Origin of the sequence: Kribbella alba (assembly GCF_039529635.1) — a bacterium.
In the GTDB taxonomy this organism is placed as follows: Bacteria; Actinomycetota; Actinomycetes; order Propionibacteriales; family Kribbellaceae; genus Kribbella; species Kribbella alba.
In genome coordinates this window covers 115576-137894 of record NZ_BAAANE010000008.1, presented here as the reverse complement: position 1 = coordinate 137894, position 22319 = coordinate 115576, and the positions used below count along the sequence as shown (strand labels likewise).

The 22319-nt window shown below is 68.3% G+C and carries 22 protein-coding genes; 12 read left to right on the top strand and 10 right to left on the bottom strand.

From position 1 onward, the window contains the following. Positions 1 to 8 precede the first annotated feature (8 nt). From ABD210_RS23995 to ABD210_RS23985, 3 genes are read left to right on the top strand one after another with little or no spacing between them, the layout of a single operon-like run. On the top strand, positions 9 to 896 hold the full coding sequence (locus tag ABD210_RS23995; protein WP_344114332.1) for a DUF4190 domain-containing protein: 888 nt from the start codon (positions 9 to 11) through the stop codon (positions 894 to 896). 26 nt (positions 897 to 922) lie between these two features. Beyond that, the gene (locus ABD210_RS23990; RefSeq protein ID WP_344114485.1) at positions 923 to 1972 is read left to right on the top strand and encodes a PSP1 domain-containing protein; all 1050 of its coding nucleotides are present in this window, start codon (positions 923 to 925) and stop codon (positions 1970 to 1972) included. Continuing rightward, on the top strand, positions 1972 to 3522 hold the full coding sequence (locus ABD210_RS23985; RefSeq protein ID WP_344114331.1) for an alpha/beta hydrolase: 1551 nt from the start codon (positions 1972 to 1974) through the stop codon (positions 3520 to 3522). Before ABD210_RS23990 ends, ABD210_RS23985 begins: the two co-directional genes overlap by 1 nt. A gap of 21 nt (positions 3523 to 3543) precedes the next feature. On the opposite strand, the gene ABD210_RS23980 is transcribed toward ABD210_RS23985, so the two are convergent. Beyond that, a complete protein-coding gene (locus tag ABD210_RS23980) occupies positions 3544 to 4170 on the bottom strand; it encodes a hypothetical protein (protein ID WP_344114330.1) in 627 nt (208 codons plus the stop codon). Positions 4171 to 4259: 89 nt separating this feature from the next. Between ABD210_RS23980 and ABD210_RS23975 the strand changes: the two genes are divergently transcribed. The 4 genes from ABD210_RS23975 to ABD210_RS23960 all read left to right on the top strand — a co-directional run bounded on the left by ABD210_RS23975 (position 4260) and on the right by ABD210_RS23960 (position 7673). Further along, positions 4260 to 4601: a sterol carrier family protein gene (locus ABD210_RS23975; RefSeq protein WP_344114484.1), complete on the top strand. Its 342-nt coding sequence runs from the start codon at positions 4260 to 4262 to the stop codon at positions 4599 to 4601. Between the two features lie 46 nt (positions 4602 to 4647). After that, positions 4648 to 5934: an MFS transporter gene (locus tag ABD210_RS23970; protein ID WP_344114329.1), complete on the top strand. Its 1287-nt coding sequence runs from the start codon at positions 4648 to 4650 to the stop codon at positions 5932 to 5934. 210 nt (positions 5935 to 6144) lie between these two features. Beyond that, complete coding sequence (fdhA, locus tag ABD210_RS23965; protein ID WP_344114328.1) at positions 6145 to 7359, top strand: formaldehyde dehydrogenase, glutathione-independent; 1215 nt, start codon at positions 6145 to 6147, stop codon at positions 7357 to 7359. A gap of 122 nt (positions 7360 to 7481) precedes the next feature. Continuing rightward, complete coding sequence (locus tag ABD210_RS23960; protein ID WP_344114327.1) at positions 7482 to 7673, top strand: hypothetical protein; 192 nt, start codon at positions 7482 to 7484, stop codon at positions 7671 to 7673. A 107-nt stretch (positions 7674 to 7780) separates the two neighbouring features. Here the strand turns inward: ABD210_RS23960 and ABD210_RS23955 are convergent, their stop codons facing one another. After that, entirely contained in the window at positions 7781 to 7933 is a 153-nt protein-coding gene (locus ABD210_RS23955; RefSeq protein WP_344114326.1) for a hypothetical protein, read from the bottom strand. Between the two features lie 185 nt (positions 7934 to 8118). Here ABD210_RS23955 and ABD210_RS23950 point away from each other — a divergent pair, with 185 nt between their 5' ends. The 3 genes from ABD210_RS23950 to ABD210_RS23940 all read left to right on the top strand — a co-directional run bounded on the left by ABD210_RS23950 (position 8119) and on the right by ABD210_RS23940 (position 11047). Continuing rightward, positions 8119 to 8298 (top strand): winged helix-turn-helix transcriptional regulator, encoded by a 180-nt coding sequence (locus ABD210_RS23950; protein WP_344114483.1) that lies wholly within the window; start codon positions 8119 to 8121, stop codon positions 8296 to 8298. 357 nt (positions 8299 to 8655) lie between these two features. Further along, the gene (locus ABD210_RS23945) at positions 8656 to 9429 is read left to right on the top strand and encodes a hypothetical protein (protein ID WP_344114325.1); all 774 of its coding nucleotides are present in this window, start codon (positions 8656 to 8658) and stop codon (positions 9427 to 9429) included. Between the two features lie 130 nt (positions 9430 to 9559). Then, the gene (locus tag ABD210_RS23940; RefSeq protein ID WP_344114323.1) at positions 9560 to 11047 is read left to right on the top strand and encodes a CYTH and CHAD domain-containing protein; all 1488 of its coding nucleotides are present in this window, start codon (positions 9560 to 9562) and stop codon (positions 11045 to 11047) included. A 100-nt stretch (positions 11048 to 11147) separates the two neighbouring features. Here ABD210_RS23940 and ABD210_RS23935 read toward each other — a convergent pair whose 3' ends face one another. From ABD210_RS23935 to ABD210_RS23900, 8 genes are all read right to left on the bottom strand, one after another. Continuing rightward, a complete protein-coding gene (locus ABD210_RS23935; RefSeq protein WP_425552721.1) occupies positions 11148 to 12794 on the bottom strand; it encodes a solute symporter family protein in 1647 nt (548 codons plus the stop codon). Then, a complete protein-coding gene (locus ABD210_RS23930; RefSeq protein WP_344114321.1) occupies positions 12791 to 13135 on the bottom strand; it encodes a DUF485 domain-containing protein in 345 nt (114 codons plus the stop codon). The genes ABD210_RS23935 and ABD210_RS23930 overlap by 4 nt, the downstream gene beginning before the upstream one ends. Positions 13136 to 13329: 194 nt before the next feature. Next, positions 13330 to 14865, bottom strand: a complete 1536-nt coding sequence (locus tag ABD210_RS23925; protein ID WP_344114319.1) for a sodium/solute symporter — start codon at positions 14863 to 14865, stop codon at positions 13330 to 13332. A gap of 12 nt (positions 14866 to 14877) precedes the next feature. Further along, a complete protein-coding gene (locus ABD210_RS23920; RefSeq protein WP_344114317.1) occupies positions 14878 to 15261 on the bottom strand; it encodes a hypothetical protein in 384 nt (127 codons plus the stop codon). 68 nt (positions 15262 to 15329) lie between these two features. Next, positions 15330 to 16079, bottom strand: coding sequence for a LytR/AlgR family response regulator transcription factor (locus tag ABD210_RS23915; protein WP_344114315.1), 750 nt, complete (start codon positions 16077 to 16079; stop codon positions 15330 to 15332). A gap of 10 nt (positions 16080 to 16089) precedes the next feature. Beyond that, on the bottom strand, positions 16090 to 17220 hold the full coding sequence (locus ABD210_RS23910; protein WP_344114313.1) for a histidine kinase: 1131 nt from the start codon (positions 17218 to 17220) through the stop codon (positions 16090 to 16092). Positions 17221 to 17237: 17 nt separating this feature from the next. Then, on the bottom strand, positions 17238 to 17987 hold the full coding sequence (locus ABD210_RS23905) for a metallophosphoesterase family protein (RefSeq protein ID WP_344114311.1): 750 nt from the start codon (positions 17985 to 17987) through the stop codon (positions 17238 to 17240). Positions 17988 to 18099: 112 nt separating this feature from the next. Continuing rightward, positions 18100 to 19254, bottom strand: coding sequence for a PQQ-binding-like beta-propeller repeat protein (locus ABD210_RS23900; protein ID WP_344114309.1), 1155 nt, complete (start codon positions 19252 to 19254; stop codon positions 18100 to 18102). 253 nt (positions 19255 to 19507) lie between these two features. Between ABD210_RS23900 and ABD210_RS23895 the strand changes: the two genes are divergently transcribed. Both ABD210_RS23895 and ABD210_RS23890 read left to right on the top strand, forming a co-directional pair. Beyond that, on the top strand, positions 19508 to 20938 hold the full coding sequence (locus ABD210_RS23895) for a serine/threonine-protein kinase (protein WP_344114308.1): 1431 nt from the start codon (positions 19508 to 19510) through the stop codon (positions 20936 to 20938). A 24-nt stretch (positions 20939 to 20962) separates the two neighbouring features. Then, positions 20963 to 22288 carry a dipeptidase gene (locus ABD210_RS23890; RefSeq protein WP_344114307.1) on the top strand — a complete coding sequence of 442 codons (1326 nt, stop codon included), beginning with the start codon at positions 20963 to 20965 and terminating at the stop codon, positions 22286 to 22288. Positions 22289 to 22319: the final 31 nt, after the last annotated feature.

Here is a 22319-nt window from a genome sequence, read left to right as displayed (position 1 = left end):
GGAGCGACTTGAGCTATCCGCCGTATCCGCCGGACCCGAACCGGCCGCAGGACACGCCCAGGAACTTCCCGACCTATGGGCGCGTAGAGCCGCCTCCGCAGCAACCTCAGCCGCAGCAACCTCAGCAGCCGCCGCCTGCCGCCTATCCGCCTGCCGCCTATCCGGCTGGCTACCATCCGCCTGGTCATTATCCACCCGCGTATGGGCCGCCGCCTCCGGCGTTCGGATATGGCTACGGATATGCGGGCACGCAGCCGAACACGACGAACGGCCTGGCGATCGCCGCACTGGCGACAGGGATCGCCAGCGTTCTCTTCGGGATCGCCGCGCCGGTCGCGATCGGGCTGGGGATCGCCGCGCTGGTGCAGATCAAGCGCCGAAACGAGAAGGGCATCGTCCAGGCCGTGGTCGGTATCGTCTCGGGCTGCCTGGTTGTGCTCTTCTGGGGTGGGATGCTCGCCCTGTTCGCTATCGGCCTGAGCACCGCGGACGACAGCTACGGCTCACCGGGTCCCACGTCCACACCCAGCTACTCGGGGCCCACGACGTACGTCGACGAGTTGAGTGTCGGCGAGTGCTTCGATGACGGGGCAGCCGAGGAAAAGGTCGTCCGCCAGCCGTGCCTCGAGCCGCACCAGGGCGAGCTGTTCGCCGTCGTGACGCTCACGACCCGGGCCTGGCCCGGGGAGCAGAACATCGAGGCCGTGTCGCGAGCGGCGTGCGAGAAGGCGTTCCTGCCTTATGTGGGCATCGCCGCCGACAAGTCCGAGCTCGACACCGCGGTCTGGACCCCGGACCTCTCGGCCTGGTCCAGCGGCGACCGAACGGTCCTGTGTGCCGCCTACGGGCCCGACGGCGACGACCTCGACGGCAGCGTCAAAGGGACCAAACGCTAGTCGGCACGTAGTCTGGCCGCGTGGGCATGGTGATGGCGGTGTCGTTCGAGCGCTACGGACGGCTGTACTACCTGGACCCCGGCTCGCATCGACCGCGGGTCGGGGACAAAGTGCTGGTCCCGACAGACGACGGTCCGGAGGTGGCCGAGTGTGTCTGGGCGCCGCAGTTCGTCACGGAAGAGATCGGTGGGCTACCGCTGTGTGAGGGCATCGCGACCGCCACGGATCTGGACCGGGACGAGCAGAACCGGCAGCGTCGCGCCGACGCGCGGCTGATCGCGAAGCGGCTGATCCGGGAGCACGGCCTGCCGATGAAGGTGGTCGGCATCGACTTCGTGGACCGCCGGGCCGACGTCGACCAGCTGGTCATCGTGTACTTCTCCGCGCCGCACCGGGTGGACTTCCGCGAGCTGGTGCGGGATCTTGCCCGCGGCCTGCGGGCCCGGATCGAGCTGCGCCAGGTCGGTGCCCGCGACGAGGCGCGCCTGCAGGGCGGCATCGGACCCTGTGGTCGCGACCTGTGCTGCGCCACCTTCCTGAAGGACTTCGAGCCGGTCAGCGTCCGGATGGCCAAGGACCAGGACCTGCCGCTCAACCCGCTCAAGATCTCCGGCGCCTGCGGCCGGCTGATGTGCTGCCTGAAGTACGAGCACCCGCTCTACCAGGAGTTCAACGCCAAGGCACCGGCCACCGGTACTGCGGTCGAGACGCCGGCGGGGGACGGCGTGGTCGTCGGGCACAACGTTCCCAGTGACACCGTCGTGGTCCGGCTGGCCGCCTCCGGCCGACGCTGTGCTTGCAGCCGCGCGGATGTGTGCTCCCCGCGCCAGCAGTACGAGGCCTCCAGCACGACCACACCCGACGCCCCCTTGCCCGTCGAGCTCAGCCAGCCTCCTCGGCAACCGCAACCAGCTGAGCAACCGCAGCAAGCTGAGCAGGTTGATCAGCCGCAGGAGGAGACGGACCGGCGCGGGCGGAAGCCTCGGAGGCGCCGGCGGTTGAGCCATGGCAGTGCGGAAGGCCATCAGGAGTCTGCAGGCGGCGGACCGGACGACACGGGAGACAGCTCGCAGTGATGACGCGCAGGACGACGGCATTCCTGACAGGTCTGACGGTATGGGCGGTACTGGCGAGCGGCTGTGGTGTGGCCGGCAGGGCCCAGGATGCCGGCGGCTCCGGCGGGGTGGCGCAGCCCGGTGGCGGCGGTACGACCAAGGGGCCGGCGGGCCCGATCCCGGCCGGGCTGGAGAAGTTCTACCAGCAGGAGCCCAACTGGACGCGCTGCGGCTCAGGACAGCAGTGCGCCACGATCACTGTGCCGCTTGACTACTCCGACCCGACCGGCAAGACCATCGAGCTGCGGGCCCGCAAGGTGCCGGCCCGCGATCGCACCGGCAAGATCGGCACGCTCTTCATCAATCCGGGCGGCCCGGGCGCCTCCGGTCAGCAGTTCGCATCCTCGGCCGGCTTCGTGCTGGGCGCGTCGTTGCTGCGCAAGTTCGACGTGATCGGTTGGGATCCGCGCGGGGTGGCGGACTCGACGCCGGTGAAATGCCTCGACACCGAGCAGTTGGACAAGTTCATCGCCGCCGATGGCAGCCCCGATGACGATGCCGAGATCACCGACCTGAACAACGAGGCGAAGATCCTGGCCGACGGCTGCGAGCAGCGCTCGGGCGAGTTGCTGCCGCACATCTCGACCAAGGACGCCGCCCGCGACATCGACGTACTGCGTGGCATCGTCGGCGACTCGGAGCTGTACTACCTGGGGATGTCCTACGGCACCTTCCTGGGCGCGACATACGCGGAGCTGTTCCCGAAGAACGTCGGCAGGCTCGTGCTCGACGGGGCCGTGGATCCTTCCCAGACCGCCGAGCAGAACAACCTGGCCCAGGCCAAGGGGTTCGACACCGCCCTGGAAGCCTTCGCCGAGGACTGCGCCCAGCGGAATTGCCGGCTGGGCAGCACCAAGGCCGAGGTGCTGGCGAAGGTCGACAAGCTGATCAACGACAGCGATGCGCACCCGCTCCCCGGTGATGGCAAACGCGAGGTGACCCAGGCGCTGGTCGTGCTGGGCGTCATCTACCCGCTTTATCTGAAGGACTTCTGGCCGCGGCTCGAGGACGCGGTGGTGGACGGGCTCGAGGGCAAGGGAGCCCGGCTGCTCGCGCTGGCCGACGAGTACACCGACCGCACGCCGACCGGCTACAGCAACAACGCGAACGAAGTGATCTATGCGGTGAACTGCGTGGACCGCCCCGACCTCGGATCGGTGGCCCAGGCAAAGGCCGAGGAAGCGAAGTTCAAGGCCGCCTCGCCGCGGTTCGGGTCGTTCCTGCTCTGGGGCTCGATCGCCTGCGCGAACTGGCCGGTGAAGCCGGAGGACAAGCCGCACCCGATCAAGGCGCCGGGAGCGAAGCCGATCGTCGTGGTCGGCACCACCCGCGACCCGGCCACGCCGTACGCGTGGGCCGTCGGGCTGGCCGGGCAGTTGGACAGCGGGGTGCTGATCACTCGCGACGGGGACGGCCACACCGGCTACAACGAGGGCAACCAATGCGTCGACAACGCGGTGGAGACCTACCTGCTGAAGGGCACCGCGCCCGCCACCGACCTCAAGTGTTGAGCTAGTGCCCCGCGTGATCCACTAGTTCGGCCGCTGGTCGCCGTTGTCCACCTGGGGCAACTGGAGGCTCTGGGTGGCCTGGTCGAGGACGGCTCGGAGGCCGGCCTCGTCCTGGGGACGGCCGCCGACGGTGATCTCGATGGCCGAGCGCTTGCCGCCGTCAGCGGGGATCCAGCGGGACAGGCCCATCCGCGGACCGCGGACCTGGTCGCGGTAGGTGTAGACCAGGGTGCCGTCAGCGCGGCTGATCACCTTGAGGTCCTGCTCCTCGATGCTCGCGGCCCGGGCGGTGACCTGTTCGTCCGGGGACTGCTTGCTGCCGCGGCTGTCGAAGCGGAGCTGCCAGACACCTGTCGGATCGGCGAACCGCGGCCTGGTCCCGTTCTGGGTGCTCTTCCAGCCGACGGGCACATCGGCGGTCACCGGCGCCTTGGCGGTGCCGAAGGTCTGCGCCACGAACTGCAATGAGTTCGCCTGCAGCCCGTCGGTCGGCGCGGGCGTCGTCGAGGTGGACGGTGGCGTGACCACTGCGGTCGAGCTGTCGGAACCTGGGCCTCGATTGATCGCCAGAACCGTGCCGAAGACGGCGACCCCGACGGTCATTCCCGCCACTGTCGCCAGCAGTGCCTGGTGCCTGGGCGTGAGCATCCCGACCTCGCCTCTCCGTCGCCTCGTCTTGATTATCGGGTACGAAGGGGCCTACGCCGAAACGCGGCGTACGCTGGCCCGTCGTGGAGATGGACGAGGCCCTCGACCAGGCGTTGCGGCGATACGACGCGGGTGAGGCGGAGCGGGCCGACCTGAAAATTCTGACCAAACACTTGCTGAATCTTCTGGTTGCCAAGGCGCCTGGGCACGCGGTCGAAGTACGGGTGCCACCGTATGGCGCGGTGCAATGTATCGAGGGGCCGCGCCACACCCGGGGCACGCCGGGGGCAGTGGTCGAGTTGCCGGCCGAGAGCTGGATCGACCTCGCCCTCGGCCGGACCAGCTGGGCAGAGGCCCGCGCCACCGGCAAGGTCCGGGCCAGCGGCGAACGCACGGACCTGAGTCCGCTCCTGCCCCTGCTTGCCCGCTAGGTAAAACAGGTTCGTCCTGCGTGGACGGGGATGTCACTATGTGCCGGTGGCATCTAGTTTCCGCGTCAGGCTTGCCCGGCTGCGCGTCGATCTGACTCCGTGGCGCGGTTCCCGTGACTTCCGCATCCTGGTGGTCTCGGGCTCGGTGTTCTTCCTCGGCGGCATGGTCGGGTACGTCGCGCTGCCGTTCCAGCTCTACCAGCTGACCGGCTCGAACTTCGCGGTCGGCGCGATGGGACTGGTGACGATCGCGCCGCTGGTCGTCTTCGGTCTGTACGGCGGGGCGCTGGCCGACCACGTGGATCGCCGGAAGATGCTGATCGCCACGGGCATCGCGCAGGCCCTCATCTGCGCCCTGTTGCTCGGGAACACGCTGCTGGACAGACCGCAGATCTGGCTCATCTACGTCTGCGGCGCCCTGAACGCGATCGCCACGTCGTTGCAGCGGCCGAGCCGGGAGGCGTTGTTCCCGCGGGTGGTCAAGCACGGCGAGATGGCAGCCGCGGTCGCGCTGAGCTCCCTGACGATGCAGATCGGCCAGCTGGCCGGGCCCGCGCTGGGCGGCGTACTGGTGGGGACCGCAGGTGTGACGTGGGCCTTCGCCGTCGAACTCACCGGCCTGGTGGTCGCCACTGCCCTCTACACGCGACTGGGCTCGTACAAGGCGAGGGAGCACAGTACGCCGCCGAGCCTGCGCGGGATCGCCGACGGGATCAAGTACGCGTACCGCCGCAAGGATCTGCTTGCCACCTACCTGGTCGACATGGTCGGCATGTTCCTGGCGATGCCGATCGTGCTGTTCCCCGCCTTCGCCACCGAGGTACTGAAGGAGCCGAAACTGCTCGGTCTCCTCTACAGCGCGGAGGCGATCGGCGCGATGATCGCCAGCCTGACCAGCGGATGGGCGAAGCGGGTCCATCACCAGGGCCGGGCGGTCGTGATCGCCACTCTCAGCTGGGGCGCGTCGGTCGGCCTCGCGGGGCTGGCGCCGAACATCTGGCTCGCGATCGCGTTCTTCGCAGTGGCGGGTGGCGCCGACATGGTTTCCGTGCTGTTCCGATCGGTGATCTGGAACCAGACGATCCCCGACGAGATGCGCGGCCGGTTGGCGGGGATCGAGATGCTCGGCTACTCCCTCGGCCCGCTCGGCGGCCAGGCACGCTCGGGTCTGGTCGCGGACCTCACCTCCGTCCGTACGTCGATCGTCAGCGGCGGCATCCTCTGCGTCGCGGGCGTGATCGGCACCGCCGTCTGGCTGAGCGAGTTCTGGCGGTACGACTCCCGCACCGACGAGCACGCGATCCGCGAACGGGAACTCCGCACCGCCGGCTGATCCACAGCCGACATCCCGTTGACTGGTCCGGGGGCCGGGACTAGCGTCGTAAACAATTCCCTTGATCGGCGCCGGCCTCGCGTAGTCCACGCAGAGGCTTGACGGCGTTCGGTCAAACGGGGGCAGGCGACGACCGCTTCGCCTTGTCCACAAGGCGATCGCGGCCCAGACGGCGTTCAGCGACGGAGGTTCGCGAGAGGAGCACTGATCGTGCCAGGCAACAGGGCAGTGATTTACAAAGGACCAGGCGACGTGGCGGTCGAGTCGATCGACTACCCGAGCCTGGAGCTCAAGGACGGTCCGGGGGTGAACCCTGCCAACGTGGGTCGTCAGGTGCAGCACGGAGCGATCCTCAAGGTCGTCGCCAGCAACATCTGCGGCAGCGACCAGCACATGGTTCGCGGCCGTACTACGGCGCCCGCGGGCCTGGCCCTGGGCCACGAGATCACCGGTGAGGTGGTGGAGGTCGGCCGGGACGTCGAGTTCATCAAGGTCGGCGACCTGGTGTCGGTACCGTTCAACATCGCCTGTGGGAGATGCATCAACTGCAAGGCAGGCAAGACCGGTGTCTGCCTGAACGTGAATCCCGACCGGCCCGGATCGGCGTACGGCTACGTCGACATGGGCGGCTGGGTCGGCGGTCAGGCGGAGTACGCGATGGTGCCGTACGCCGACTGGAACCTGCTGGTCTTCCCCGACAAGGACCAGGCGCTCGCGAAGATCCGCGACCTCACGATGCTGTCGGACATCTTCCCCACCGGGTACCACGGCTGCGTGACCGCCGGTGTGGGGACCGGTTCCACCGTTTACATCGCAGGGGCGGGACCCGTCGGCCTGGCCGCGGCGACATCGGCGTTCCTGCTCGGCGCGGCAGTTGTCATCGTGGCCGATCTCCAGAAGGAGCGGCTCGAACAGGCCCGCAGCTTCGGCTGCGAGACGGTCGATGTCTCCCAGGGCGAGCCGAGGGACCAGGTCGAACAGATCCTCGGTGAGCCGGAGGTCGATGCTGCCGTCGACGCGGTCGGGTTCGAGGCGCACGGCCACGGCTCCGACGCCGATTCCGAGCGGCCCGCAACCGTGCTCAACACCGTCATGGACGTCACCCGGGCGGGCGGCGCGGTCGGCATCCCGGGGCTCTACGTCACCGGAGATCCCGGCGCGAGTGACGACGCCGCGAAAACCGGTTCGCTGTCGATCCGGCTCGGCCTCGGCTGGGCGAAGTCGCTGTCGTTCACGACCGGTCAGTGCCCGGTGATGCGCTACAACCGCCAGTTGATGCAGGCGATTCTGCACGACCGGACCCAGATCGCGAAGAACGTGAACGCCACGGTCATCCCGCTGGACCAGGCACCACAGGGATACGCCGACTTCGACAAGGGCGCGGCTCGCAAGTACGTGCTCGACCCGCACGGAATGATCAAGTAACTCCCAACGCGAGGGAGCAAGGTTTCAGCCTTGCTCCCCTCGCCCTGTCGAGCCGAAATGTGCTGGTAACGACTCTTGGTCATACTGCGGATGAGGGGTAAACCGTCACGAGAGCGACTTCCATGAGCACTGACAGCCGGCTGGACCTCGAGTTCGCCTACACGACATACCAGGACTCTTGCCGCGATCTCTATTCGCCGCACTACTACTGCCGGAGGCCGGTGGGCCACGACGGCGTACACGCCGCGGGTTTCGGCTCGAGCCGCCTGCGCTGGGAGCACCACCCGGACCACCTTCCGCACATGGTCTCCTAGTGTCCTGAGTCGTCAATTCGCGATTACTTGGCAGATTGGTTTGTGGCGGGCGCCGCCCTCGAGGTGGACTGTCTCGCCGGAGATGAAGCCCGCGCGGAGTAGCCACATCACCGTGTCGACGACGTCGTCGGACTCGCCGTACCGTCCGACCAGCGTTCCAGCGGCGGCGCCGAACCGGTCGTCACGATGTGGTCGATCCCATCCGTGAGCCGTGCGGCCGCGGCGGCCATCGTCGTCTCGTCCTGCAGATCGATTCGCACCGCGGTCGCGTCGATCTCGGCCGCCTCTCGTAGGATCGGATCGCACGGTATGGATTTGATACCGGTATCTTCAACGGAACTGGGAGCACCCATGGGCAAGGCGTACAACGTGATGGCGGCGACCTGTCCGAGCCGAACCGTGCTCCACCGCATCGGCGCCCGCTGGACCGTGTGAAGTCGACGGCCTGATCAGCCGGCACGAGTACGCCGAAAACCCGCCACATGTCGAATACGCCCTGACACCACTGGGACGCTCCCTCCTCGTCCCGCTCCGCGCCGTACGACTCTGGGCCGAACAACACGTCCCCGACATCGAAGCCGCCCGGGCCCGTCACGAGGACCAGAGGTACGCCGACACGGTGTGAATGGGCGAGTCATGCTGAGCGCGCGGCTCAACCTGGTCGAACGCTGGTTCGCGCCACCTCAGCAGTAGAGGACTGACGCGGGCTGCAACGCCGCCTGGGTCGAGGACCGTCTACAGTCGAAGGCTCCGTCGCTAGGGAGTAACCATGCGTGTCCGTTCGGCCGTCGCGGTTCTAGGCGCACTGGCCTCAGCCGCATTCGCTGTCGCAGGCTGCAGTGGTCCTGGCGGCGAGAAGGCGCCGAATGTGCCACCGTTGGTGTCCGTCAGCACCACCCCCACCGAAACGCCTTCGGAGACCCCATCAGCGACTCCGAGCGGACCTGCGACATCCAAGGTGGCGGACACACTGTGCGTGCGGATGAACCAGTCGTTGGTGCAGACCACACTTGGCGTGCCGGCCGTGCAGATCCAGCCGGAGGGCTTGCCCGCGGACTTCGGCCTGCCCACGTACGACGTGTGCCAGCTCGGGCTGAGCACGAGCCCGAGTGGTCCTGTGCTGAAGCTCGGGATCTCGGTGCAGCTCGCGACCAAGGCGGATCTCGCCGCCGCGCAGAAGGCGTACGCCGCGACGAAGGCGGAACCGTCGAAGCCGGTGACCATCGGCCAGGGTGGATTCGGGACCAGCCGGTTCGTGGTGTTCCTGTTCAACGGCCGGATGGTCGAGGTCAGCGGACCACCCGCAACGCTCGCGAAGTACGTCGTACTCGGCCAGGAGGCGGTTCGGCAGGCGCCCGGGTTGCCGGAGGCGCCACAGCTGATCACCCGCGAACAGTGCGAACGGGGGTCGTCGGCCGCGGCGAAGGTGATGGGAGCGCCGGCGATGGTGCGGCGGGACAGCGAGACCGCGACGGGCGACCTCGTCTGCGGTTGGATCACCTCGACCAGCGTGCTCTACACCACCGTCCGGCGGGTGCCCGACGCGGAGAAGGTGATCGCGCCGGTCCGCAAGGCGCCGACGTCGATGTCGGTCCCGTTGGGCGACGAGGGGTACGTCGACACCGCGACCGGCCGAGGGATCCTGCGGGTCGGGACGGACAAGATCATCGACCTGGTCCCGCTTCCGGCCGGCCATGCAGATCCGGACGACATGGTCGCCTTCGCTCTGGCGATGTCGCCGCCCTACACCCGCTGACTGACCAGCTCGCCGAGTAGTGCCCGGTGGCACCTTCCACCACACGTTCTTCAAGGCCGTCGCCCGCCGGGCGGCGAATCTTGACGCGCAGCGGGTGGGGCGGATTGCCGCTGGATGGTAGACAAGACAGATGTCGACCGAACAGGTGGAGATCGAGACCAAGTACGACGTCGACGAGCACGCGATCCTGCCCGCGCTGCACGAGCTGCCCGGGGTCGAGAGTGTGGCGCAACCCGTCGAGCAGAACCTCGAGGCGGTGTACTTCGATACCGAGGGCCTCGACCTGGCCGCCAAAAAGGTGACACTGCGCCGACGGACCGGCGGCGACGACGACGGCTGGCACGTGAAGCTGCCGGTCTCGTCGGGCGAGCGGCTGGAGATCCACCACCCGCTGGGCCGGGTGGTCGGCAAGGTCCCGATCCAGGTGGTGCGGGTGGTCCGCGTGCATGTTCGCGGCAACCAGCTGGCGCCGGTGGTGACCCTGAGAACCCACCGCATCGTGCACCGGCTGCTGGATGCCGACGGCGAAGTTCTCGCCGAGGTGAGCGATGACTCGGTGACTGCCTCCATCGAAGGCGCTGAGCCTCAGAGCTGGCGGGAGTGGGAGGTCGAGCTCGTCAACGGCTCGGAGGTACTGCTGGAGGCTGCCGAACCGTTGCTGCGTGCGGCCGGAGCCTCGCCTGCCTCGGGGCCGAGCAAGCTGGCGCGGGCGCTCGGCGATCGGGTCCCTTCGCCGGAGGTTTGGGAGCTGCCGAAGAAGCCGGTCACCGCCGACCTGTTCCGTGCGTACGCCGGGGCGCAGGTCGAGGCGATCCACTTGCGCGACCCGGAGGTTCGCCGGGACCTGCCCGACTCGATCCACAAGATGCGGGTGGCGACCCGGCGGCTGCGGTCGGCACTCGCCAGCTATCGACCGGTGGTTGATCGTGAGGTCGGTGACCAGCTCCGTGCGGAGCTGAAGTGGTTCGCCGGCGAGCTCGGGCGCGCCCGCGACGCCGAAGTGATGCGCGAGCATTTCCTGACCGCGGTCGCCGAGCAGCCGACCGAACTGGTGATGGGCCGGGTCGCCGGTGCCATCGACGATCATCTGCGCGGGGTCTACAAGGCTGCCCGGGTCCAGGCGCTCGCCGCGTTGGAGAGCGAGCGGTACTTCCGCCTGCTGGACGCGCTCGACGAACTGCTCGCGAACCCACCCCTGGTGGACTCCGGACGCAAGGCCGCCAAGCAGCTCCCCGAGCTCCTCCAGCACGACTGGAAGCGGACGCGCAAAGCGGTCCGCCGGGCCGACCAGGCCGAGGACGCGACCGAGCGGGATCACGCACTGCACGACATCCGCAAAGCCTCCAAACGCCTCCGGTACGCCGCGGAGTCGGCCGAACCGGTCCTCGGCTCGACCGCGACCGACCTCGCTGCCCGGGCGGAAGAGGTCCAGGAGGTTCTGGGGGAACACCAGGACAGCGTGATAGCCCGCGAGCTCCTCCGCCAGCTCGCCGTCGAGGTCCACCTCTCCGGGGGCAACGCCTTCACCTTCGGCCGCCTCCACGCTGCGGAGGAGTACCGCGGCGACAAGTCCTACCGAGACTTCCTCGAACTCTGGCCGGCACTCAAACGACCATAGCGACGGGCCCAGCTCGAAGGAGCTGGGCCCGTAGCCAGGGGTGGTGCTGTCAGACAGGTTCGCAGGGAGTCGCAGGGCCTGCCTGACAGGTCTTGGGGGGTCAGTGCTGGGTGGCCTTCTCCGCGCCGGCGCCGGTGAGGGAGCGGACCTCCATCTCGGCGAACTTCTCGACGTTGGTGCCTTCCTTGCTGGTGACCGTGCCCAGCCAGCCGAGGAAGAAGGCGAGCGGGATCGAGACGATGCCCGGGTTGTCCAGCGGGAACCAGTGGAAGTCGATGCTGGTGTCCGTGATCATCGACAGACTGGCGTGCGTCTTGGCGTCGACCTTGCCGGACACGACCGGGGAGAACGCGATCAGGATGATCGCGGACGCCAGGCCGCCGTAGATGCTCCAGAGCGCGCCACGGGTGTTGAAGCGCCGCCAGAACAGCGAGTAGAGGATCGTCGGCAGGTTCGCACTGGCCGCGACCGCGAACGCGAGCGCCACCAGGAAGGCGATGTTCTGACCGTTGGCGAAGATGCCGCCCACGATCGCGACCGCACCGATCACCACGGCGGTGATCCGGGCCACCCTGACCTCTCCGATCCCGCTGATCTGACCCTTCTTGATCACCTGGCCGTAGACGTCATGCGCGAACGACGTACTCGCGGTAATCGTCAGCCCCGCGACGACAGCCAGGATGGTGGCGAAGGCGACCGCGGAGATCACCCCGAGCAGGAGCTCGCCACCCAGTTCGAACGCCAGCAACGGTGCGGCCGAGTTGGCCTTGCCCGGTGCGGCCTTGATGGCGTCCGGGCCGACCAGCGCGGCGGCGCCGTATCCGAGCACCAGGGTGAACAGGTAGAAGATGCCGATGATCCAGATCGCCCAGCTGACGCTGCGCCTGGCTTCCTTCGACGACGGCACGGTGTAGAAGCGCATCAGCACGTGCGGCAAACCGGCTGTCCCCAGCACCAGAGCCAGGGCGAGCGAGATGAAGTCGAGCTTGCTGACCCCCGTTGCGCCGTACTGCAGTCCCGGGTTGAGCAGCTTCTCGCCGGCCGCGGGGCTCTTGTCCACTGCCGCGCCGAGCAGCGAGGAGAGGTTGAAGGTGTACTTCGCGAGCACCCACAGGGTCATGATGCCCGCGCCGATCACCAGCATGACCGCCTTGACGATCTGCACCCAGGTGGTGCCCTTCATGCCGCCCACGAGCACGTAGGTGATCATCAGCAGACCGACGACGGCGATCACGACGTTCTGCCCGGCGCGGTTCGAGATGCCGAGCAGGAGCGCGACCAGACCACCGGCACCCGCCATCTGCGCCAGCAGGTAGAAGAAGCTGACCACGAGCGTGGAGATGGCCGCCGCCATCCGGACCGGCCGCTCCTTGAGCCGGAAGGACAGGACGTCGGCCATCGTGAAGCGGCCGGTGTTGCGGATCAGCTCGGCGACCAGCAGCAACGCCACCAGCCAGGCGACGAGGAAGCCGATCGAGTAGAGGAACCCGTCGTACCCGTTCACCGCGATCGCGCCGGCGATGCCCAGGAACGACGCAGCGGACAGGTAGTCGCCCGCGATCGCGATGCCGTTCTGCGGCCCGGTGAACGAACGGCCGCCGGCGTAGTAGTCGGCCGCTGTGCGGTTGTTGCGCGAGGCCCGGATCACGATCGCCAGGGTGGCCACGACGAACAGCGCGAAGATCGCGATGTTGACGGTCGGGTTGCCGATGTCTGTTGCCAGCGGCAACATCAGGGGTGCGCTCACTTGTCCTCACCTTCGATCAGCTTGCGCAGCTTCTCCGCGGCCGGGTCGATCTCCTTGTCGGCCCAGTGGACGTAGATCATCGTGATCGCGAAGGTGGAGACGAACTGGCCGAGCCCCATCAGCAGGGCGACGTTGATGTTGCCCACGACCCGATGGGACATGAAGCCGCTCGCGTAGTCGGCGAGCAGCACGTAGAGGAAGTACCAGGCCAGGAACAGGCCGGTCATCGGGAACACGAAGCGCCGGAACCGGCGACGCAGCTCGGAGAAGTCCGGGGACAGCTGGACATCTCGATACGTCATCAGTTCCGGATCGCCGTCCGCGCGTCGCGTTTCGCTCATCGCGGGACCTCCAGACGGGATCGGGCCGGGCCGAGTCCGGCGCGCAGGGGTGAAGCAGGGTTTGCTGGTCGTACTGTGATCCAGCTCGCTCCCGCTCAAACACCACCAACGCGAACCGAGCGCCCAGCGGCGCCCACCCTTCGACCGGCGGATCCACCCGCTGCGACAAGCGGTAGGAACGGTACGACGAGCGGTCAGCCCGGGGTGAAGCCTCGATCGACGTCGACGGCCTCGGGGGTGTGCAGGCGGACCATGCTGCGGGCGGTGCCCCGGGGGATCTTGTGCGGCGTCAGCCTCGACACCACGATCACGGTGATGAAGGCGAGCGGCATCGTCCAGGCGGCGGGTTGTCCGAACAGCGCCTTCGGCCAGCCGCCCGCGGGCGGACCGATCACGTTCACCAGTACTGCGGTGATCGCGGCGACGCCTCCCACCAAGAGCCCGGCCGCGGCGCCGACCGTGGACATCCTGCGCCACCAGATCCCCAGTACCAGCAGAGGACAGAAGGTCGACGCCGCCACCGCGAAGGCGAGTCCGACTGTGTCGGCGAGGCTGAGGGAGCCGGTCAGGTTGAACGCCAGATATGGCACCGCGATTGCCAGCAGAGCCGCGATGCGGAAGCTGTTGACGGCCAGGTAGTCCCCGCCGGTCAGCCGGTGCAGCCGATTCCGCAGCAGGTCCTGGTCGATCACGCCGGCGATCGCGACGGTCAACCCGGACGAGGTCGACAGGAACGCCGCGAACGCTCCAGCCGCGACCAGTGCACCGAGCAAATCCCCTGCTGTACCAGGGAAAATCCGGCCAGGTAGCTCGAGGACCACCGTGTCCGCGTTGTGCCCGATCAAGTCCGGCGCGAAGGAACGTCCCAGTACGGCGTAGAGCGGTGGGAACAGGTAGAACGCCCCGAGCAGCGCCAGTACTACGACGGTCGTGCGACGGGCGGCTCGTCCGTCCGGGTTCGTGTAGAACCGGACCAGCACGTGCGGCAGGCCCATCGTCCCGAAACAAAGGGCCAGGAGCAACGAATAGGTCGCGTAGAGCGGGTGCGCCCGGCCGCCGGCCTGAGACAACGGCTCGGCCCACTCGGAGCCGGCTCCCCGCAGCGCGTCGAGGACGCCGAGTGGGTGGTCCATCGAGCGCCAGGAGATCAGGATGACGAAGATCGGCGTGGCCAGCGCCGTGAGTTTGAGCCAGTACTGGAACGCCTGCACGAAGGTGATCGAGCGCATCCCGCCGGCGGCAACGTTGATCACCACGATCACCGCGACGACGGCTGCCCCGACGGCCGGGGGAGCACCGGTCACCGTGTGGAACGTCAGCCCGGCGCCGCGCAACTGCGGCAGCAGATAGAGCGTGCCGATTCCCACGACGAGTCCGGAGCAGATCCGCCGGACCACCGCGGACTCGAACCGGGTCTCGGCGAAGTCAGGCAGGGTGTACGCGCCGGACCTGCGCAGGGGGGCGGCGATCAGGACCAGCAGCATCAGATAGCCGACGGTGTAGCCGACCGAGAACCAGAGCATGTCGGCGCCGTTCACCAGCACCAGCCCGGCCACCCCCAGGAAAGATGCCGCCGACAAGTATTCGCCGCTGATCGCCGAGGCGTTCCAGCGCGGCGTCACCGCCCGGCTGGCGACGTAGAAGTCACTGGTGGTGCGAGAGATCCGCAACCCGAACAGGCCGATCCCGATGGTCGCCGCGATCACCAGCCCGATCGCGGTCAGACTCATTGTCGGGGACATCTATTTCCGCCCGACGAACTCGGTGAACTCGGCCTCGATCCGCTCCGCCTTGCGGACGTAGATCCGGGCGGCGACGTAGACAACCGGGTAGACCGCGATGCCGAGGAGTAGCCAGGGCAGCGGCAAGCCGAAGAGCGACAGCGTGCGGGTGGCGGGGACCAACGTGAACAGGAGCGGCAGGCTGCCAAGGACAACGGCGGCGCAGGCGACCACGGCCAACGCGAGGCGGAGCTGCGACTGGACCAGCGAGTGCATGTAGACCTCGCCCAGCCGGGTCTGCTCGTCGATCTCCCGGGTGCCTGCCGGCGCGGTCGGCCGACGAGCGGCGCTGGTTCGCGGGCTCGTCACCCTGACCCGGCGCGGCCCTTCCGCCTGCGTGCTCATCGGTGCTGTCTCATGGGTGCCGGCTTCTCGGCAGGCGCCTCGTCGGCAGGCGGCTCATCGGGACCGGCTCATCCCCGGAGCGAGGTTGAGCGGACCAGGAGGTCGCGCAGTTCGCGGGTGTGCCGGCGGCTGACCGGCAGCCAGTCGTCACCGACCCGGACAGCACACCGACCGCCGTCCACGCGCATCTCGTCGACGTGCGCGAGGGCGACCAGGGTGCTGCGGTGGATCCTGGTGAAGCCCGCGTCGTGCCAGCGTTCCTCCAGGGTGCTGAGCGGCACCCGGACGAGGTGCGAGTTCTGGCCGGTGTGGAGCCGGGCATAGTCACCCTGCGCCTCGACGTACCGGACGGTCGAGCGATGGACGAACCGGGTGACTCCGGCGAGCTCGACCGGGATGACCTCGTCGTCCGAGTCGTCCTGCGGGGTGAGCGCTGAGGGTGCCCCCGCGCTGACGACCCGGCGTACGGCTTCGGCCAGCCGTTCGGCCCGGACCGGTTTCATCACGTAGTCGGTGGCGTCCAGGTCGAAGGCGGCGACCGCGTGCTCGTCGTACGCGGTGACGAAGACGATCTGCGGGCGGCTGGCGAACTTGGACAGCACCCGGGCCAGGTCGATGCCGTCGAGGCCGGGCATCTTGATGTCGCAGAACACCACGTCGAGGTCGGCCGCCTGCAGGATCTTGAGCGCGTCGGGCCCGTTCGAGGCGGTCCGGATCTCGCCGATCCGTTCATCCCGCGACAACAGGTAGACCAGCTCGGCCAGGGCAGGCTCCTCGTCGTCAGCGACGAGAGCACGCAGCGGAGCAGAGTCGGTCATGGCCCACACATTAGGCCGATGCATGCACTCCTGAGGAGTATTTGGGCACGCGGAAGCTCACCTTCGTGCCGGCGTCGAGCGCTGTCTCCACCACGAGCCCGTAGGCGTCGCCGTAGACCTGGCGCAGCCTGGCGTCCACGTTGCCGAGTCCGATCGAGTCCCCGGTCGCCTGGCCGGCCAGGGCCGCGCGGATCACCTCGGGGTCGCTGCCGGCGCCGTCGTCCTCGACGCTGATCTCCGCCTCGGAGCCGCGGTCCAGTGCGCGGATGGTGATCCGTCCCGCCCCCGTGGTGCCTTCGAGACCATGCCGTACCGCGTTCTCCACGAGCGGCTGAACCACCAGGAAGGGGATCGCCACCGCCAGCACCTCCGGAGCGATCAGCAGGGAGACCATCAGCCGCTCGCCGAACCGGGCCTGCTCGAGGACCAGGTATCTCTCCACGTTGCGGAGCTCGTCGGAGAGCGTGGTGAACTCGCCGCCTCTTCGCAGCGCGTAGCGGGAGAAGTCCGCGAACTCGAGCAGCAGCTCCCGCGCCCGCTCCGGGTCGGTCCGGACGAACGACGCGATCGCCGCGAGCGCGTTGTAGATGAAGTGCGGGCTGATCTGGGCCCGGAGTGCGCGCAGCTCGGCCTCCATCGCCCGGGTGCGTTCCTTGTTGAGCTCCGCCAGTTCCACCTGGCCGGAAACCCAGCGGGCCACCTCCTCCGTGGCACGGACGAGCGCTGCCGACGAGCGAGGGCTGTATGCGACCAGGACGGCTACTACACGTTCTTCCGTGACGATCGGAGCCACTACCGCAGTACGGATCGGGCATTGTGGATCGCCGCAGGCCACGTCGTGCGGGCCGAGGACATGGGTGCGCCCGGTGCGGAGTGTGTTGGCCGCGATGGCCTTGGCGTCCACGCGGTGGTTGGACTCGTACGGACCGCCTACACCGTCCCAGGCGAGCACGCCGGACGAGTCGCAGATGGCGATGGCTGCCGTACCAAGCAGGTCCCGGAGGTGCTTGCTGGCCTTGCCCGCCGCTGCCGGGGTCAGCCCTTCGCGCAGGCTCGGCGTGGCGAGCGAGGCGGTGTGCAGGGTCGCATACGTCGCCTTGTCAGCCGGAGTCCCGAAGTGCTTCCGTCGCCGCCCGAACATGCCCCGACGGTAGCCGGTCAGACCTCCGAGCGCGGCCTGAAGGCCTCCAGGGCCTCGGTGTCGGAGTAGTTGGTGCGCAGGTACTCGTCGGCCCACGCCTCGACATAGGGGTAGGTGGATTGCTTGCCGAGGTCGTCGGCGGCCCGGGCTGTGTCGAAGTAGGTGCGCCTGAGCTGGACACCGCCGCGGCCCAGGAGAGCCCAGCTCGCGCCGGGTGCGCCGTACGGCATGCCAACGCTGCCGGCATTGACCACGAGTCTGCGGTCGACCTGCCGGGCGAACGGCATGTGCGTGTGCCCACACACGATCGTTCTGACCTCCTCCGGTACGCCGTGGAGCACAGCCGCCCACCGGGAGACCGGACTGTCGACGAGCACCATCTCCTCGTCATCGCGAGGAGTGGCGTGGCAGAAAAGGACCGGGCCGAGCCCCTCGACCTCCAGAGTCACGGTGGTCGGCAGGCTGTCCAGCAGCTCCACCTGAGCAGGCCGCAGCTGGGACGCGGCCCACGGACTGACCTCATCAGGCGGCGGCTCGGTGCTCACCCCACGAGCCATCGCCACCAGCTCGCGATCAGCGTTGCCACGCACCCAGACGACCCGTTCGCCCAGAGACTGCAGGAGATCCAGCGTCTCTACCGGCTGAGGCCCACTCGCGATATCCCCGGCCAGCACGATCGCCTCCGCCTCCACCACATCGGGCTCCGCCAGCACAGCCTCCAACGCCGGCAACACCCCATGCACATCGGCCAACACCACAACACTCATGAACCCAGTCTTATCGCCACAGCCCTTGAGTTGCTTCTGTCTCTGCTACCAGCAGATCGGGAGTATCTTCCAGCTCGGATCGAAACCGGGGCCGGCCGCTGGTCCGCCGTGGTCAGCTGCCGATCTTCAGTTCGCCGAGGGCCAGGGGAGTCGCCAGCTCGCAGCCACCGGTGGTGATGTCGCAGCGGATGATGGAGGCCTTCGTCTCGGGTCCGCCATCCGCGAGGATGAGGAGGTGCTGGTCGTCCTCGGCGACGGTCTGGCGGAACGAGCCCTTCCACTCCCGGATCAGCTTGCCGGTCTTCGCGTCCAGCGCCGACACGGTCCCGTTCGAGTAGCCGTCGAGGTAGGCGGGGGCGCCGATCGCGGTGGCGCCGTCCGGGGTGAAGCCCTCCAGCTGGTTCTCGCAGGTCCGCCACAGCCGCTTGCCGGTGGCGATCTCGGTGACGGCTGAGCAGGTCCCGTTCTGGCCGGGGACGCTCAACGACGCGGCGATCTCACCGTTGCGGGACAAGCCGGTCGGGGAAGCGACCGTCTTGATCTCGGTGACCTTGGACGTGTCCGGCGACCACTCGTACAGTTTCCAGCTGCTGCCGGCTTGGTCGTCGCCGGAGCGGTAGTAGACCTTTCCGTCCGTGTAGGCGAGCACCTGAAGATCCCAGCCATTGGGCACCTGGAGCTTGCGCAGGTCCCCCGACGGGGCGTCGGCGTACACGATGCCGCCCCTGAGCGCTTCGCCGCCTGATCCGGTGCGAACCGCGCCGTACGACGCGAGGGTTGCATCGTCCGTGGTCACCAGGGTGGTGACGTCCGGCGTGCGCACTGTTGCGGCGCCAGGGTAACCAAGCTGCAGGAGCTCGGTGCCCGTGCCCTTGGAGACGACGGCCAGGACATCGTTACCGCGGCGCGCGATCTGCTGGATCTGTTCCGTGCCGGGGATCTTCCTGGCGTCGCCGGCGCCGCCGCGGACCTCGCGGCCGACCAGATAGGGCACCTGCGGATCGCGGCCCCTGGGGAGTTTGCTCAGGTTCAGCGTGACCTTGACGGGAGCGCTCGACGGTGTGGCGGTAGGAGTCGGCGTGCTCGACGGAGCCTTCGTCGGTGTGACCGCGACCGGGGTGGTGCTGGGGGGCTGGCCGGCCAGCGGGGCCGCCGAGTTGCTCCCGGACCGAGGTCCCCGTTGGGACGCGACCACTCCGCCGGCCACCACGGCGAGCACCCCGACGACCGCGACCACGACGATCAGCCGGCCGTTCCTCTGCTTCATCACCAGGCTCCTAACTGCGTTTCAACTTCGGGACGAGGGCTCTCGTCGTCGTTCATCGCCAGGTCCCGAAGACTAGATCGGTGCTGGCCGGCGGGATGGCGAGTTCGCAGGTTCCGGAGGTGATGGCACAGCGGACGATCGCCTTGAGGGAGACGCCGGGACCGGGCGTTTTGTTCGCTCCAGCGACCCTCGGGCGACCCTTGGGCGACCCTTGGGCGACACGGTCGCAGGAAGGATCGAGCATAATGCGGGGATGGACCAGCCACCGCGGATCGGCCGGTACTCCCTGGTCCGCCGGGTGGGTGCCGGTGGGTTCGCGACCGTCTGGCTCGCCCGCGACGAGCAGTTGGACGCGGAGGTCGCGGTCAAGATCCTGTCCGACAACTGGGTCGACGAGGAGGATGTCCGCAGCCGGTTCCTGGCGGAGGGCCGCTTCCTCCGCCGGGTCGACTCGCCGCATGTCGTCGGCGTGCACGACGTCGGCGAGGCTGAGGACGGCCGACCGTACATGGTGCTCACGTACGCCGATGGCGGCTCGCTCGCGGATCGGATCAAGGCCGGCCCGTTGGAGATCGCCGATGTCGTGGACGTGATCACGCAGATCGGTAGTGGGCTCAAGCAGCTCCATGCACGGGGCGTTCTGCACCGCGACGTGAAGCCGGCGAATGTGCTCTTTCGCACGGATCCGGCCGGTGACCGCGCGATGCTGGGTGACCTCGGTCTGGGCAAGTCGCTGGAGACCGTGTCGCAGCTGACCCTGCCTGGCGGCACTCCTGCGTATGTCGCGCCCGAGCAGGTGATGGGCGAACGGCTCGACCAGCGGGCGGACCTCTACTCCCTCGGCGCTGTCACCTATGCGGCTTTCACCGGGCAACCCCCGCACGGCGTGGTCAGCTTGGGCGCGGTGATGCGGATCGACGCCCCGCCGCCTTCGATGAGCACGCTGCGCGAAGACATCCCGGACGCGATCGACGCGGTGGTACGCCGTGCGCTCGAACCGGATCGGGACAAACGCTGGCCCGACCTGGACAGCTTCCTCGACGCCCTGAACGAAGCGCACACCACCGGCAAGATCCCGGCTGGCCTGGTGCCCGCTGAGGAACTCCCTGTACCGACACCACCCGGCGCGATCGACCAGGCGACCGAACTGTCGGACGCGAACCGCCCGACGGTGGCCGCCACGGAGCCCACTGCGCGACGGAGATCGGGCCGGGCCATGGTGGTCGCCGCGTTAGCGGCCGTAGTACTGGCTGCTGGTGGTGGCTACGGCGGCTACAAGCTGGTCATGAGCAGGCCTGTCACAGTCACCGCAGGCAATCTGTCCGTCCAGGTGCCCCGGCAGTGGACGGAGAAGTCGACCCAGGCGAACCAGGCGCTTCTGGTCAGTACGAATACGGGCAGTTGGCGGACCGACGGCGCGGTGCCGGGGGTCTTCCTCGGAGTTTTGGGCACGCCGAACCTGCCCTCGACCTCGACCCCACCCGCCGGTTGCTCGGCTGCTCCAGCCAACCCCGCCCAGATCGGCGGCAAGGACGCTGTCACCTTCGAGTACTCCTGTGGCAGCAATCCGCGAGTTGTCGAGCGCTATCTGAAGATCTCCAGCACCCAGACGCTTCAGATCCAGGTGCGCAGCAGCGACTCGGCGGAGCTCAACGATGTGCTCCAGTCGGTGAAGTACAGCTAGCCAGGCCGCCGTACCGTAGGGCCTATGACCGACCTGTCAGCGGCTATCGACCGCGTTCTGCCCTCCGTCCGTGCCGATCTCGAGGACCTGATCAGGATCCCGTCGGTCAGTGCTGACCCGGCCCGCGCGGCCGACGTCCAGCGTTCCGCCGAAGCCACCGCCGCGCTGTTCGAGGCCGAGGGTTTCTCGGTGCAGATCGTTCGGGCCGGCGAAGGTGCCCCGGCCGTGATCGCGAAGAAGCCGGCACCCGAGGGCAAGCCGACCGTGCTGCTCTACGCGCACCACGACGTGCAGCCGACCGGGTCGGTCGACGAGTGGACCTCGGAGCCGTTCGAGCCGACCGAGCGGGAGGGGCGGCTCTACGCCCGCGGCGCCGCGGACGACAAGGCCGGCATCGCGGCCCACCTGGCCGCTGTACGGGCCTTCGGCAACGACCTGCCGGTGGGCGTGACGGTGTTCGTCGAGGGCGAGGAGGAGATCGGCTCGCCGACCTTGCTGGCGCTGCTGGACGAGTACTCCGACGAGCTCAGCGCCGACGCGATCGTCATCGCCGACTCGGGCAACTGGGCGATCGGCCGGCCGGCGTTGACCGTCTCGCTGCGGGGTCTGGTCGACTGCCATGTCGAGGTGCGGACGCTGGAGCACGCGGTCCACTCCGGGCTGTTCGGAGGTGCCGCACCGGACGCGTTGTCGGCGTTGTGCCGGTTGCTGGCCACGTTGCACACCGACAACGGAGACGTCGCGGTCGACGGCCTGGTCGCCACCCGTGCCGCTGACCTGGACTACCCCGAAGAGCGGTTCCGGGCTGAGTCGAGCGTGCTGGACTCGGTTCGGCTGATCGGCTCCGGCTCGCTGGTCGACCGGTTGTGGACGCGCCCAGCGATCGCAGTACTGGCCATCGACGCGCCGCGGGTCGCAGACGCCAGCAACACGCTGGTGCCGGTCGCGCGAGCGAAGGTCAGCCTGCGGGTCGCGCCGGGTGACGACGCTGTCAAGGCGATGGAGGCCCTGCGCAACCACCTCGAGCAGAACGCCCCGTGGGGTGCCCAAGTCACTGTCACGGAAGGAGATCTGGGCCAACCGTGCACTATCAATGCTCGCGGAGCCGCCTACGACGCGGCCCGTTCTGCCTTCGCCACTGCGTGGGGTGTTGAGCCTGTCGACATGGGGATGGGCGGCTCGATCCCGTTCATCGCGGAGTTCCAGGAGGCGTTCCCGCAGGCCGCGGTACTGGTGACCGGCGTGGAGGATCCGGACACCCGGGCGCACGGCATCGACGAGGGCCTGCACCTGGAGGAGTTCACCAAGGTATGCCTGGCCGAGGCACACCTTCTTCAGAACTTGGCCTGATCTCCTTGACCGGGCTTTCCGGCCGACCTGG